This is a genomic window from Cyclobacteriaceae bacterium, from assembly GCA_030584025.1.
Taxonomy (GTDB): Bacteria; Bacteroidota; Bacteroidia; order Cytophagales; family Cyclobacteriaceae; genus UBA2336.
The window spans coordinates 624856-639468 of record CP129487.1 but is presented as its reverse complement, the minus strand read 5'-3'; the positions used below and the strand labels follow the sequence as shown (position 1 = coordinate 639468).

At 44.8% G+C, this 14613-nt stretch carries 12 protein-coding genes; 7 read left to right on the top strand and 5 right to left on the bottom strand.

From position 1 onward, the window contains the following. Positions 1–59: 59 nt before the first annotated feature. From QY309_03045 to QY309_03030, 4 genes are all read left to right on the top strand, one after another. The gene (locus QY309_03045; protein WKZ60454.1) at positions 60–2495 is read left to right on the top strand and encodes an ABC transporter permease; all 2436 of its coding nucleotides are present in this window, start codon (positions 60–62) and stop codon (positions 2493–2495) included. 222 nt (positions 2496–2717) lie between these two features. Next, positions 2718–4724 (top strand): sensor histidine kinase, encoded by a 2007-nt coding sequence (locus QY309_03040; GenBank protein ID WKZ60453.1) that lies wholly within the window; start codon positions 2718–2720, stop codon positions 4722–4724. A gap of 87 nt (positions 4725–4811) precedes the next feature. Beyond that, entirely contained in the window at positions 4812–5429 is a 618-nt protein-coding gene (locus QY309_03035) for a response regulator transcription factor (GenBank protein ID WKZ60452.1), read from the top strand. Between the two features lie 111 nt (positions 5430–5540). Then, positions 5541–7430 carry a PQQ-binding-like beta-propeller repeat protein gene (locus QY309_03030; protein WKZ60451.1) on the top strand — a complete coding sequence of 630 codons (1890 nt, stop codon included), beginning with the start codon at positions 5541–5543 and terminating at the stop codon, positions 7428–7430. A 108-nt stretch (positions 7431–7538) separates the two neighbouring features. Here the strand turns inward: QY309_03030 and QY309_03025 are convergent, their stop codons facing one another. The 3 genes from QY309_03025 to QY309_03015 form a co-directional block, all read right to left on the bottom strand. Then, positions 7539–8354, bottom strand: coding sequence for a hypothetical protein (locus QY309_03025; GenBank protein ID WKZ60450.1), 816 nt, complete (start codon positions 8352–8354; stop codon positions 7539–7541). A 142-nt stretch (positions 8355–8496) separates the two neighbouring features. Then, the gene (locus tag QY309_03020; GenBank protein ID WKZ60449.1) at positions 8497–9264 is read right to left on the bottom strand and encodes a hypothetical protein; all 768 of its coding nucleotides are present in this window, start codon (positions 9262–9264) and stop codon (positions 8497–8499) included. Between the two features lie 104 nt (positions 9265–9368). After that, positions 9369–9734, bottom strand: a complete 366-nt coding sequence (locus QY309_03015) for a hypothetical protein (GenBank protein ID WKZ60448.1) — start codon at positions 9732–9734, stop codon at positions 9369–9371. A 158-nt stretch (positions 9735–9892) separates the two neighbouring features. On the opposite strand from QY309_03015, the gene QY309_03010 reads away from it, so the two are divergent. The 3 genes from QY309_03010 (at position 9893) to QY309_03000 (ending at position 12934) form a co-directional block, all read left to right on the top strand. Continuing rightward, complete coding sequence (locus QY309_03010) at positions 9893–10315, top strand: CHY zinc finger protein (protein ID WKZ60447.1); 423 nt, start codon at positions 9893–9895, stop codon at positions 10313–10315. 64 nt (positions 10316–10379) lie between these two features. After that, positions 10380–12299, top strand: coding sequence for an AAA domain-containing protein (locus QY309_03005; protein WKZ60446.1), 1920 nt, complete (start codon positions 10380–10382; stop codon positions 12297–12299). Positions 12300–12337: 38 nt separating this feature from the next. Then, the gene (locus QY309_03000; protein WKZ60445.1) at positions 12338–12934 is read left to right on the top strand and encodes a Uma2 family endonuclease; all 597 of its coding nucleotides are present in this window, start codon (positions 12338–12340) and stop codon (positions 12932–12934) included. 50 nt (positions 12935–12984) lie between these two features. Here the strand turns inward: QY309_03000 and QY309_02995 are convergent, their stop codons facing one another. Together QY309_02995 and QY309_02990 are read right to left on the bottom strand one after the other, a co-directional pair. After that, entirely contained in the window at positions 12985–13251 is a 267-nt protein-coding gene (locus QY309_02995) for a hypothetical protein (GenBank protein WKZ60444.1), read from the bottom strand. A 44-nt stretch (positions 13252–13295) separates the two neighbouring features. Further along, a complete protein-coding gene (locus QY309_02990; protein WKZ60443.1) occupies positions 13296–14495 on the bottom strand; it encodes a Gfo/Idh/MocA family oxidoreductase in 1200 nt (399 codons plus the stop codon). Between the last annotated feature and the right edge of the window lie 118 nt (positions 14496–14613).

Here is a 14613-nt window from a genome sequence, read left to right as displayed (position 1 = left end):
ATCAACTAACTGCAAACGGGCAACATCCTATTGCGTAGTATCACATAAACCGCAATGCCATGCTTCGCAATTTTTTTAAAACCGCTTACCGGAATATTCTCAAATACAAGTCGTACTCCATTATCAACTTTATCGGGCTTACCTGTGGCATTGCCCTTACCCTGCTCATTTTGGTTTATGTACGCAGCGAACTGAGTTACGATCGCTTTCATGAAAAGGCCGACCGGCTGTACCGGCTGCGGTATTCTGCACCCAACGGATTGGAACTGGCCACCACACCCCCGCCAATCGCGCCAAAGCTGAAAGATGAATTTTCAGAAATTGAAGAAGCCGCGCGGGTATACATTCGAAACGTAAGCATCAGCTTGCCCAATGAGGCTGAAGCGTTTGAAGAAAACAGAATTGCGTTTGCCGATTCCGCCTTCACCAAAATGTTTACACTCGATTTCGTAAAAGGAAATCCGAAAAACGCCTTGCACAACAAATTCACCGTACTGATCAATGAAGAAATGGCAGAAAAATATTTTGGCGATAAAGATCCGATTGGCGAGTCGCTGATTTTTTCCGGAAGGCAATCGTTTAAGGTGGTGGGTGTGGTAAAAGATTTTCCCGAAAATTCTCACCTGCGTTTCAACATGCTGGTTCCGTATGATGACATGTTCGACCTGGAAGACGAACGAACCGAAGCCGTGCTGCGCAACAACCTCTCGCGTAATTTTATCATCAGCCATTCGTACACCTATGTATTGCTTCACCCTGGCGCCACACCCGATAACATCAATGCCGGCATGGATGCCTTTATTAAAAAACACGCAGAACCCATTTTTCTGGTAGGTCAGGTGTTTACCCTCATGCCTGTGGTCGACATACATTTGAAAAGCACCTTGCTGGCTGAGCCTACGACCACCAACACCATGACCAACATTTATATTTTTATTGGCGTGGGTATTCTCACGTTGCTCATCGCTTCCATCAACTACATCAACCTCAGCACGGCACAGTCGTTTACGCGCATGAAAGAAATTGGCATACGGAAAATTATGGGTTCGATGCGGGTTCAACTCATTGTTCAGTTTCTGGCTGAAAGCTTTTTGTTCTGCCTCATCTCCATGGTGATGGCGTACCTGGTGTTTGATTTATCATTACCCCTACTCAACCAGCTTACCGGTAAGAGCCTGGAATTTTTACAGGTGGTAGATGGCACGCTCCTTATACTTTCATTTGTTCTATTGGTGGTCATTTCGGTGCTGGCGGGTGGCTACCCGGCTTACTTCATTTCATCTTTCGAATCGGTGAACGCGCTGAAAGGTTCGGGCACAACGGGAGATGGCAATCAGTTTTTACGCAAATCATTGGTGGTGGTCCAGTTAACCATTGCATGCATGTTGTTGTCGGGCTCATTGCTGATCATCAAACAACTGAACTACCTGAACAGTCGCCCGTTGGGTTTTCAACGCGAGCATGTGATCAACATTCCGTTATACAGCCAAAACATGAACGGATACTTTCAGCAACGCGACTCTACGTTTCAGGTTCGGCTGCAAACCTTTCGCGATCTGGTGGAAACACAAAGCGGAATTATGCACACGACCTTATCCTCCGGCTCACCCGGAAGCGGAAGTGTGTTCAGGGGCACGATACCCGAAGGCTTTACGCGTGAAGACAACATCTTTGCCGCCAACATGGCCATCGATTATGATTTCCTGAAAACGTACAACATGGAGCTGATTGCCGGGCGCGCCTTCAGCCTGGATTATCCATCCGATGAACAACAAGGTTTTCTGGTGAATGAAGCAGCCGTGCGTGAATTCAACTGGGAAACACCCGAAAAAGCATTGGGTAAAACGATCGACCGCGAAGGAAAAAAAGGACAGGTGGTTGGCGTGATTAAGGATTTCAATTTTGCCGATCTCACCACAGCCATTTCTGCTTTAGTGATGGCCATAGATCGGAATCAGTTCAACACGCTTTCCATTCGGTTTGAAAATGAGAATGTGGAAACCACGATCAACAAACTGGAACAAGAATGGAACAGGTTGTTTCCGGAAAAAGCGTTTGAGTTTACGTTTCTTGATGAACAGCTTAATCAGCAATATGCCAACTTCCAGAATTTCGGAACCATCATTCAGGTGTTCACCGCCATTGCCATTTTAATTTCATGCCTTGGCGTTTATGGATTGGTGTTGTTTACTGTAAAACACAAAGTAAAAGAAATTGGGGTACGCAAAGTGTTGGGCGCTACGGTAAGCAACATTCTTGTGTTGATCTATCGCGATTTTGCATGGCTCATTGTGCTTGGATTCGTTTTGGCTGTACCGGTGTCGTATTACTTTATGAATCAGTGGTTCACAAATTTCATCTACCACACCAGCATTGATGTGCTGACCTACGTACTGAGCCTGACCGTAATTTTAATCATTGTTACATTAACCATCAGCTACCAGGCCGTACGGGCGGCACAAGCCAACCCGGTAAAGTCGCTGCGTAGTGAGTAACCCTGGCTAAAAACCGCTCCGTTGCCAAAAGTTTAATTTGGATACTTCCTGTACATGGTTTTCTTTGTAGAAGCCATCTCAAAAATACTGTCTGTGTCAGGTTGAGCCTGTCGAAACCGGTTTTAGTATCCGAGAAAGCCTTCGACAAGCTCAGGCTGACAGATGAACCTAATTTTTGAGATGGCTTCAACTTAAAGGATGTATACACTTTAAACACACGGCATGCGGAGCTTTTTCATTTTTCTTGTCTTTATTTCATTCACTACCCATGCGCAAATACCCGCGCATATCGACAGCCTGTTGCACGTGCTTGAAACCACTGACAATGATTCGCTCAAGGTGAGGGCCATTAATCAGGCTGCGTTTTATTTTATCTTCAACAATCCCGAAAAAGCTTACGCCCTATTGCAGGAAGGAAACACGTATGCTTCAACAAACCGCTTACCGTACAGTTACAACCAGCTTTTAAACACAACCGGTATTTATTTCGATGTACTCCGCGTAAGCGATTCGGCACAGTTCTATTTTGAAAAAGCATTGCAATTAAGTCGCGAAAACAACTGGCCCGACCAGGAAGAAAAAAGCCTGAACAATTTGGGCATGAACAACCTGAACAGTGGCAGGTTCAGTGTAGCGCTTGAACACTTTTCGGCCGGCCATGAGTTGGTGAAAACCAATCAACCAGAAAACTTTGTGGGCATGGGAAAATACCTGAGCAACATCGGGCTGGTCTATCAGGAGTTGAAACAATTCAACACCGCCATCGATTACCACAAACAAGCGTTGGAACTGCGGGAGAAATATTCGCACGCCAACGATCAGGCAATATCCAATGCCAACCTGGGTGTGTGCTACATCGGCATCGGTAACGTACAGGAAGCGGTAGCCCATTACACCAACGCCATTGCGTTGGCTAAGGCCGCCAACAACATGCGCATGTATTACTCCCTGCACGATAACCTGGGCAACCTGTACCTCGACCAAAAAGATTATGCCCGCGCTTTACCGCTGTTTCTTACTGCGCTTAGTGCTCCGGAACACCTGGGTAAAAATCCGAAAAGCGATTTGAGTGCGCTCAGTAATTTAACCAACATTTATGTTCAGATAAATCAACCCCAGCAGGCGCTTGTCTATGCCAAAAAAGGGTTAGCTATTTTAGATGAACACCCTGAACTGGAAAGCTACGCCCCTACCCTTTTTAAAAGCTCAGCGCAGGCACATTACCTGATGAATGATCCGCAAAGCGGACAAAATCTTTTCGATCGGTATGATGCAGTTCGCGACAGCGTATTCTCGCAACAAAATGCCAATGCCATTGCCGACTTGCAGGTGAAATATGAAACCGAAAAGAAGGAACAACAGATTGCCCTTCAACAAGCACAACTGGAAGAACAGCAAGCCATCAATCAGCGCAACCTGCTGCTGGCAATTTCGCTTTTCTTGTTGTTGGTGTTTTCCGTTATCCTGATTGTGTTTATCGTTAACCGCAACAAACGAAAAGCACAGCTCATGCACCAAAACCAGCAACTGCTAGTCAAGCAAACTCAAATCAATGCGGCCCTCGCCTCGCAGGAAGCGGAACGAAAACGCGTTGCCCGCGATTTGCACGATGGCTTCGGTCAGCTTATTTCGGCCTTGCGTTTACACCTCGATCAGCTTGATCAGGAAAAAGATTACGAAACCCGCGACCGGATTTTTGAGAAGACGGAACGCGTTATGGAAGAGATGCACACCGAACTGCGCAACATCGCCTTTAACCTGATGCCCGCCATTCTCATTCAAAGTGGTTTACCGGCTGCGTTGAAAGAACTGGCCGCACGCCTTTCAGCCACGGGCAACCTTCAGGTAACGGCCAGTGATTTTGGCTTAACCGAACGACTAAATGAGCTACAAGAAATTAATCTGTATCGTATAACGCAGGAATGGATCAACAATATTTTGAAATACAATTCGCCAACCAAAATAAATATCCAGTTGGTGCAGCATGAACATTCGCTCACCTATACCCTTGAAGACGATGGGAAAGGTTTTGATCGTGATGCGCTTGAAAAAAGTAATGGAAACGGGTGGCGCAACATTCAAACCCGCCTGAATTTAATTTCCGGAAAACTGGACCTGGACACACAACCGGGCGTACGCGGCTCAACCCTCATCATTGAGTTGCCCATACATCCGGAGCATATGGAACAACCTGCTCCCCTCAGTTGGGGAGTAAAGAATACCGCGTAATACGGATGGCTTATTATTTTCAGACCTTCTTCATTTGCCTCCATGAAGTTTTCATGGAGCATCAGGCGTAAGGAAATACGAAAACACATGAAAACAATCCTGATTGACGATCATACCATTTTATTAGACGGCATCCGCGCGCTGTTGGAACGCGATGGTGAACACGACATACTGGCCACCGCCACCAATGCGGAAGAAGGTCTGGACCTGTTGCGGCAACACAAACCCGATTTACTCATTACCGATTTCAACCTGCCCGGCATGGACGGGCTATCCCTCATCCGCAGGGTAAAGCAACTTTATCCGGAAATGAAAATTGTGGTGCTGAGCATGCACGATGAAACACACCTGGTAAAAGAAATTCTGAAAGAAGGCGTAAATGCCTATCTACTTAAAAAAGATTCGCATAAGGAATTGTTGGAAGCATTGCGACAAGTGCATAACGGCAAAGTGTTCCTGAGTGATGAAATCAACAAAATGCTGATCAGGAGTCTGAATAACCCTGATGAAAACAGGCTGCTCACCGATCGGGAACGCGAAATTCTGAAACTCATCGCCAAAGAATATTCCAACAAGCAGATTGCCGAAGAGCTTTTCATTTCTGAACGAACGGTAGAAACGCATCGCAAAAACATTTTTCGGAAAACCGGAACCAACTCGCTGGTGGGCCTCATCAAATTCGCCTACGCCAATAACCTGATCTGACGCATATCCGTGCTGGTGGGTATATGAAAATACCCCCTTGCGGGAATACTCCGGGGCCAATAGCCTGGGCATGTTTGTGTAGAGAAAATTATCTACCTAAAACACACAAACATGATGAAAAACACAATCACCTTATTGCTGCTGTTGGTTTCCCTTACCCTCGCGGCTCAAAAAACCGACAAGCCCGACTTCACGTATCAACTGAACGGCAAGTTTGAAATTATGAAGCTCACCGATGCAGGCGTACTGCTGGTAGCCGGCAGCGGTGGCCTGGCAGGCATCAAGCCCGAAGCCGACAAACCACATTTTGAATTCACCGAATACGGTGGCGTGAAAGAAGAAGAAATTGAACTGGTGCCCATGTCGCCTTACGTGATCATTTCACAAGGCGGAAAATCACAAATGCCGGGAACCATCTTTGCCAATAGTAAGCGCTCCGTTATCGACATTGTTACCGGAAAAAAACTTTTTGCTACGGAAGACAAAGGCTGGAAGCAAATCGCACAACTGAAAGTATTCCTTCCGGAAAATAAATTGGTGGTGGTTGGAAACCGCGCCAAATCAGAAAAGGAAGTATTGGCCGTAGGCATTTACGATTTGGCCACGGGGAACCAGGATGGTTTTGCTTCGCTTGATCCAAACGCAGGTAAAACCCGCAGTGCGGCAGCCATTCCCATGAGCTCTGGTGCACCTTTTATGGTGGGCTCCATTGTGCTGGTGCCAACAACAAAATCGTTGGTGTGCGCTGATTTTAAAAACGGAAACATTTTGTGGGAAGCCGATGTAAACAAAATTACGTGGATGGTAGCCGATGAAACCGGCAAAGAAATTTACGGATTTGAAGAAAGACCCAACGGTGACACACGCATTCATAAGGTAAGCGACAAAGGTCAGCTGTTGTGGAAAGACGAGCGCAAGATTAAAGGCACCGTTACGCGCTTTGAAATTCTGGCAAACGGATTGGCTGTAGTGGCCGATGTAAACAAAAATGCCTCCAGCGCCACACTCAACCGGTTGATGGCCGGTGCATCTGAATCGAAAATTTCCTTTTTGAGCGCAACTACCGGTGAAGACCTGTGGGAAAAAGCACCCAAGACAAAAGATTTTGTTCAGCACTTCTACATCATGGAAGATGGCATTCTTTTCGGATTGGTTTCCGGTGGCATTAATAAAATTTCCTTTGATGGACAGCCGCTCTTCAAGAAGCCGCTCACCACAGGTGAAAACATCCACACCATGGCCAGAACACCGAAGGGACTTATCTACATTACCGATACCGATGCAAACATTGTAAACCTGCAAACCGGTGAATCGGTGTGGTCGAAACCCATTAAGTATGCTAAAGCCAAATCGGTTACCAGCACCTACGATGCGCAAAACAAGCGTTACCTCATCAGTACAGGTACAGAAATTTTAGCCATTGACGAAAACAGTGGTGACCTGAGCACATTGGCGAAATACGAATTCAACGAAAAAGAATATCCAACCGGTTTTTCCACACGCACAGGTGGGTTGTTGTTAACTGCCGATCAAAATGTAATGCTGCTGGATTTTAAAGGCTCGGAAATTTTTCACGCCTATCATAAATCACCCGGCCAAAGCGGCATTATGAAAGTGGCGATGGGAACACTGGGTGCGGCAGCCGTTGTGGTGGCCGCCTCTTCTGCTGTGAAAGCGGGTGCCAACAAAAACTCGTTGGGCGACTACAACAGTGCGGGCTATCAAGCCAAGCTTGCGCAAGATGCCTTTTCTGACATTGCCTCCGTATCGTTTAACGAAATGAACAAGCGCTTCAAGGCAACTGCCGCAACCGAAAATGCACAGTTCATTCTAACCAATTTAGATGGTGGCGTTGGACTGGTTAAAGTAAACAAGGATACCGGGAAGGTTGAAAAAGAGATTGTACTGAAAGACAAAAAACCGGAATACCAGGTTGACGAGTGGGGCGGCATGCTGTACTACAAATCGAAGCCTAACGAAATATTGGCTTTTAAACTTTAAACTTTTAATTAGGTGGGGCACAGATAGGTGCCACTTTTCTCCGGGGCTTGAGGTTTCTCAAGCCCTTTTTTTAAAACTCTTAACAGTAATGATTACAGATTAAATTATCTACGTATTTCGTATTCTATTTTCTAACCAATTTGCCATTCGGGTCACAAATTCCCATTCTTTGTCTTGATCTTCGGTCAATACGTAATTTATCATTTCACCAATTTGTCCTTCAGAGGTGAAATATTCAATTCTGAAACCATAATCTCTATAGTCATTCAGGATACGATAATTTTCATTTGTGTCAGGATTGGAATAAATAATTTCACAAGTACAGGATTGCTTATATAGGGGAAGTAAGTTTGTGTCTTCAATCAATTTATAACCATAGTTTTCGAGGAACTTGAATTCAGTCTTGATTTTCTCAAGTAGCTCATCTCTATGAAACCCAGATTTTACTCCCCACTTGTTGAATGAAACCTTGTCAATCTGTGCTCTATCTATCCATTGGGACCCCTCTAGAACTCCCAACCAATGTCTTTTGATCAGTTCAATCATTTTCAAAACATACTGTCGCTTTTTCTCCTCTGAGAATACAGCATGTTGCATAGAATCATACGTGGTGGGATGAGTCAGTAAGTCCAAACCAGGAATATCTATTATATTTACATTGTCATAATAGTCAGGAATTGCGGAACCCTTCATCCTCTTAATTAGCCAAAGTCGGTAATCACTGTTTCTATGAAGGATGATCTCCATTTGTCTTTGTCGATGGTAGTTAGTGTACCTCAAAAAATAGAATTTCGCTCCTACATACTCATCAAACTCCATTTCCAAACTTCGTGTATAGCCAAGATCGTCAAGAAGAAATTTCAAGTTACTCTCAAAGAATTCAATCAACGCTAATCTTGCTGTTTCTAGTCGGGATTTCTTCATTCGATACCAGTTCTTTTCTTCTAAGCAGTGTCTCTCATATAGCTCGCCTATTGCAAGCAGGGACTGCGATGTGTTACTTTTTAAAAAATATACTACTTAACGCAGAGTGCCTTGCAGGACGCTCTGCGGAGAATAAAGTGTTTTACTTCAACTCATAAAGCCTGTTACGAAAGTCTTCATATAAAAATACTTTGTCAAATTTTGTATCTATTTCGAGGTCAGAATTACTATCAATTTCGTACGAACTCTCCCCAAGTCCTCCGATTACAAGAACCAGCCATTGAATTGGACAAGAGTTGCTTATATAAGTATCAATTTTATCATCCTTCTTTTTAAGGAATTCAAGAATTATATTCTTATCAATAAACCTTTGTATATAGGCCCCATAATTTGCACTTATACTTTTTCTAGAGTGCTTCATGGAGCGCGCACTAACTATATAATCGTTTTCCTTCAGTTCTCCGGTAAAAAGAAAATCCCTAAGTATGTCAACAAGTTGATTAATGATTAAGTCCTTATTATTAACTGTCAAGTCTGCATCTCCTTTAATAATTACATTCAGTAAAAAATTTGGAATTGCATCATCTTGGATTAGTTTACGCTCAACTTTGTCAAAGATATTACTGTAGAAACCTTCCTTTGACTTTGTTTCTGGGTCGAGAATGAGTTGATGTTCTAGCCCTACTGTCAATTGTCCATTAGAAATCACAAAGTCAGGCTTCTCAGATACTTTCATAATCTCGAAGTCATCAAAGTATGATGAAATAAGTTTACCAACTTGACATAACTCAAGTATTTTTTGTTTGTCCTCATTCTTAGCATCATCAAGCCCTATCAGGTGACTATTGATTTTTTGTCCCAGACTATGCCAGATGTCTTCAAAGGTTTTGCTAGTAGATAATTGTCTCATTAATATTTCGCTAATATTTCAGCGGGTAACGTTATAGCGAATATAATACCTTACACACAACACATCACCACGCCATTGACCAAGCCTGGTGATGGGCACCGTTTTTATTTACTCTGCTTCAATTTCCATTCCTTCATCCAGAACTGATATCCAAGCGCTAAGACATCGTCACCTGATGCTACTTTTTCAATTATGCTTAATGCTTTCTTCTCCGTCTCATTGTCCAATGGAACTTTTTCGAGTAAGTGAGTCGCAATCCACAAATTCGTCTGGAAGTCGGTAATATCAAGTAGAGGTTTTAATTTTCCAATTCCTTCAGCCCCAAATTTATTTTTGATAATCTCAACTATCTGGTACATTCTTGTCACCGAGTAATTGTTTTTCTTCAGAGCTTTCTTATCACTGTAATCAACATTATAGCAGCTTCTCGGTAGAGTCTTGTATTCTTCAATTAATTCATCAGCCGTCATTGTCCTATAAAAATGGTGCCCAACTCTTGAATATACTTATTAACCTTATTTCAATAATGAATATGAACATCCTCCTAAAGTTAAAAATTAACAGCTAAAAATATTACCTCAGGAAACCATACCTTTGAACCCGTGTTTTATTGAATAAAAAAATAACTATGCAAACCTGTACCCTATTGGCCTTTCTGCTGCTTTCGTCAGGTGTTTGGTACCTCCAGGCACAACCCAGCGCCATTCCGCTAAGCCAGGCTGCGGTAAAGGGTATTCCCGTTTTCGGCAAACCCGTGGATAACCAAACGCGGTGTGTTCACTGGCACTCCCCGCTGGATATCATTGCCATCAAATTCAACTGCTGCAACCAGTACTATCCATGCTTCTCCTGCCATGAAGAAACTGCAGACCATGCGGCCACCGTATGGCCCAAAAAAGAATTTGATACAAAAGGCATCCTCTGTGGCGTATGCGGTCACGAACTCACCATCAATGAGTACATGCAATGCAACAACACCTGCCCGAAATGCACCGCGCCCTTCAACCCCGGTTGTAAAAATCATTATCACCTGTATTTCGAAACGGAATAGTAGGTCAGGTCTAAAGCTTAAAGCCATAAAATCCGAATTCTAAAATCCCACTTCCAAAATCCCCTTGACCTCCACCGAAGCCCTATACAAAACCCTTGAACTATTGCGCGAAGAGCGTAATGCCGACCTGGAGCAATACAAGCATAAGGTGATGCTGCTTCCGCTCAGTCGCAAAACAAAAGAAGGCAAGAGCTGGTACCCGGTAAAACTCAGGCGGCACTACATCGGCACAGGCGAACGGTTAATCATTGAAATTGAACGCACGCAACACCTCAACCAGGCGCATGTGTTTCAATCGGGCAAAGTGGTAAACGTATTTTGCAATGCACGCAACACACCCGAGAAGGAACACGTGGGCGGGGTAATCAACTACGTACGCGACAACACGATGGTGATCACCCTCAACAGCGATGACCTGCCCGACTGGATGGACGATCCGTTACTTGGCGTAGACGTGATGTTCGATGAAATGACCTACCGCGAAATGGAGTTCGCGCTGAAGGAAGTGATTAAGGCGGATACGAGTCGGGTAGCAGAACTGAGAGAGATATTGCTAGGTTACCGGTTGCCGGCAACCAGTCGCCTGTTACCGGTGACCGGTGACCGACAACTGGTAACCGCTTTAAACATAAGTCAGCAGGAAGCTCTGCAAAAAATAGTAAGCAGCGAAGACGTAGCCATCATTCACGGTCCGCCCGGTACGGGAAAAACCACTACGCTGGTGGAAGCCATAAAAGTTACTGTGCAGGAAGAAAAGCAAGTGTTGGTTACAGCACCCAGCAATGCAGCGGTTGATTTATTGGTGGATAAACTCAGCGAAGCCGGACTGAATGTGCTGCGCATCGGGCACCCGGCACGCGTTACCGAACAAACCTTAAGTAAAACCCTGGATGTGCGCATTGCCATGCACGAACACTTTCGGGAGTTGCGCAACATGCGCAGGCGCATGGAACAATTGAAAGACATGGCGTTTAAGTACAAACGCGAGTTCGGTTACTCCGAACGCCAGCAACGAAAACTGCTGATGCAGGAAGCGAAAGCCTTGAAAGCTGATGCAGATGTGCTGGAATTTTACATTGTGAATGATCTGTTGCAAACCAGCGAAATCATTGCGTGTACGTTGGTGGGTGCTTCGCATCCTACCCTTCGCGGCAAGCGTTACAAAACTGTTTTTATTGACGAAGCCGCACAGGCGCTTGAGCCCGCGTGTTGGATACCCATTCTGCGGGCAGAACGTGTGGTACTCGCGGGTGATCACCATCAACTGCCACCAACGGTGAAATCGTTTGAGGCGGGCAAAGCGGGCTTATCTAAAACACTTTTTGAGAAATGCATTCAGCACCATCCGCAAACTGCGGTGATGTTGCAAACCCAGTACCGTATGCACAAAGACATCATGCGGTTTTCTGCCACGTATTTTTATGAAAATAAATTACTTGCCGATGCTTCTGTTGCCTCTGCCCTGCTGGAACCAGGCATGTCTCCCTTCGATTTTATTGACACAGCCGGTTGCGGGTTTACCGAAGCGCAAGATCCGGAAACGCTAAGTCGCTACAACGAAGAAGAAGCGCAGTTTTTAATCCGGCAAGTAGAGAAACTGATTTTGCATGTTGGTGTTGACCAGTGGAATTTCTCCATCGGCATCATTACACCCTATAGTGCACAAGTTGAGCGGTTAATCAAGCTGGCTGAACAATCCGAAGAACTCTCCACATTGGCTTCGCGCATCACCATCAACACAGTTGATGCCTTTCAAGGGCAAGAGCGCGATGTAATCGCCATTAGTTTGGTGCGCTCCAACGAAAAAAGTGAAGTAGGATTTTTAGGCGACATCAGGCGCGTGAACGTAGCCATGACCCGGGCTAAGAAAAAACTAATCATGCTGGGCGACAGCGCCACACTGGGTTCGCATCCATTCTATCTTGAATTGCTGACTTACGTTCAGGAAAAAGGATTTTATAAGAGTGCGTACGAGCTGATGTAAACCTTTTACCAGAAGGTACCTTTTCGTATTTTTAACGTATGATCGAAGTTCGTGATCCGATAGCGCTTTACAACAAGACCAGGTTTACAGTTGAAGAATACCTGACGTTTGAAAAAGAAAATCCGGAGAAACACGAGTTTTTCAAGGGAGAAATATTTGCCATGTCGGGGGCCAGTCCGCGGCACAACGTAATTTTTTCCAATCTCTTCGGAGAATTGGTTACTAAACTAAAGGGCAGTCTGTGTAAACCATACGGAAGCGATCTGCGCATTCATATACCTGAAAACACATTGTTTACGTATCCGGATATTTCCGTCATCTGTGGCGATATTGTTACCAGTGAAGCCGATCAGGATACAGCGATTCTTCCAACGGTGTTGATTGAGATTCTTCCCCCTTCAACACGCAACTACGATCGGGGCGATAAATTCAAATTGTATCGCGATATTCCTTCGCTGAAAGAATATGTACTCGTTGATTCAGAAAGCATGCTCGTTGAGGTATACAGCATCAATGAAAGAGGACATTGGGAGTTGACGGAGTACAAATCGTCAGCCGATACGTATGTTCTTCATTCGCTAAAGTTGAGCATTTCGTTAATGGATATTTACGAAGGCACAAAACTACAGAACTGATATTGTACATAACTTGTACCCTGAACCTGTCGAAGGGTATAGTGAAATATTTAATCTTCAACTAGTTTCCACATCGCCCCAACCAGTGTTTTCTTCTCTCCTGAAAAACCCGCACGCCATTCACCTGCATCACTAATCAAATCCTGTTCGTCAACTTTTTCCATTTCAACTGATCCGGTTACTTCTACCTGTTGGTTGAGCAAACCTTCATTCCACGCTGACAAGCCATCAATATAAAAGACACCATCAGTTGTTTGGAGTAACGCGCCTCCTTTTCCGTTTCGGGCTATGCCAGTTAGAGTAATTTTTTCAGTCATGTTTAAAAACTTTCACGCTAAGTCGCAAAGCCGCAAAGAATGCGCTAAGATTCATTAACTACCTGCTCTGATATTTTTCCTGTCTTCTTATTCTTCAAAATCAACTTCTTCGCTCCGTAGTGCGTTACTTCTTCCTTTACCAAGTAATGTTCGGCATCATACTCCTGCAGGTGACTATCTTTGCTAACGCCTGTTTTACCGCGCCATACATCGAGCTTTACCGGTTCCCACAATTTACTTTTGGCTGATCGGTACGCAGCATCCAGAATGGCATTCACCACATAGCCATCGTAAAAGGTTTCTTTCGGCTGTGTGCCTTGCTCAAAAGCATTCAGCATATCGGTAAACATGTGGTTGTAGCCTAACTCGTTCAGCTCATCGCCTACCGGGAAAAGCCAACCCGTATTGCTCTCAGCTTTCTCGGCCACATAATCTGCCCCCTTTCCTGTAGTGAACATTTCAAAACCGGTGCGCAAAAATCCATTTGTCCAGATGGTACCTTCCGAGCCCATCACTTCATCGCGCAAATCCAACCCACCGCGAAACGTCCAGCTTACTTCAAACTGTCCGATGGCTCCGTTTTCATATTTCACCAACCCGATGGCATGATCTTCCGCATCAATCGGTTTCACCTGCGTATCGGCCCAGCACATCACTTCAATCGGCTTGATGTCTTTACCGATGTAGGTACGCGCAATCTCCACACAATGGCAACCGAGGTCGAGAATACATCCGCCTCCGGCTTGCTCCATATCCCAAAACCATTCGCTATGCGGACCGGGATGTGTCTCGCGTGATTTGGCCCACAGAATTCTTCCTAATGCTCCGCTCAAAATACTTTCATGCGCTTTTAAAAACTTGGGCGTGTACACCAGGTCTTCGAGGTAGCCATTGAAAATACCAGCTTTCTCCACCGCTTCCAGCATACGCTTTCCTTCTTCGGCATTTCGGCCGAGCGGCTTGGTAACCATCACCGCCTTTTTATGTTTGCAACACAACATCACCGCCTCTTCATGCAGGTTGTTGGGCAACGAAACGCAAACCACCTCCACATCGGGTCGGTTAATAGCTTCTTCCATATTGGTGGTTCCGAACGGCACATCGTAATCGGCCATAAACTTTTTCACACTTTCATCTCTGCGTGAATACACCGATACAATTTTATCCTTGCTTCTGTATCCGTGAAGCGAATCGGTGTAAAACCGGCCGATAAAACCGGTACCCAACATGGCAATGCGTGTCATAGCTTAGTTCAATGTTTAGTATCTAATATTAAAAGTCATCATCAGGATGTCGAAACGTAAACACTTAAATCATACCAAATAGGCTTCGACAAGCTCAGCCTGACAAGGTCTGTCTTAA

Coding starts and splice junctions, on each gene's coding strand:
- QY309_03045 (WKZ60454.1), top strand. CDS start 60: ATGCTTCGCAATTTTTTTAAAACCGCTTACCGGAATATTCTCAAATAC.
- QY309_03040 (WKZ60453.1), top strand. CDS start 2,718: ATGCGGAGCTTTTTCATTTTTCTTGTCTTTATTTCATTCACTACCCAT.
- QY309_03035 (WKZ60452.1), top strand. CDS start 4,812: ATGAAAACAATCCTGATTGACGATCATACCATTTTATTAGACGGCATC.
- QY309_03030 (WKZ60451.1), top strand. CDS start 5,541: ATGATGAAAAACACAATCACCTTATTGCTGCTGTTGGTTTCCCTTACC.
- QY309_03025 (WKZ60450.1), bottom strand. CDS start 8,354: ATGAAGAAATCCCGACTAGAAACAGCAAGATTAGCGTTGATTGAATTC.
- QY309_03020 (WKZ60449.1), bottom strand. CDS start 9,264: ATGAGACAATTATCTACTAGCAAAACCTTTGAAGACATCTGGCATAGT.
- QY309_03015 (WKZ60448.1), bottom strand. CDS start 9,734: ATGACGGCTGATGAATTAATTGAAGAATACAAGACTCTACCGAGAAGC.
- QY309_03010 (WKZ60447.1), top strand. CDS start 9,893: ATGCAAACCTGTACCCTATTGGCCTTTCTGCTGCTTTCGTCAGGTGTT.
- QY309_03000 (WKZ60445.1), top strand. CDS start 12,338: ATGATCGAAGTTCGTGATCCGATAGCGCTTTACAACAAGACCAGGTTT.
- QY309_02995 (WKZ60444.1), bottom strand. CDS start 13,251: ATGACTGAAAAAATTACTCTAACTGGCATAGCCCGAAACGGAAAAGGA.
- QY309_02990 (WKZ60443.1), bottom strand. CDS start 14,495: ATGACACGCATTGCCATGTTGGGTACCGGTTTTATCGGCCGGTTTTAC.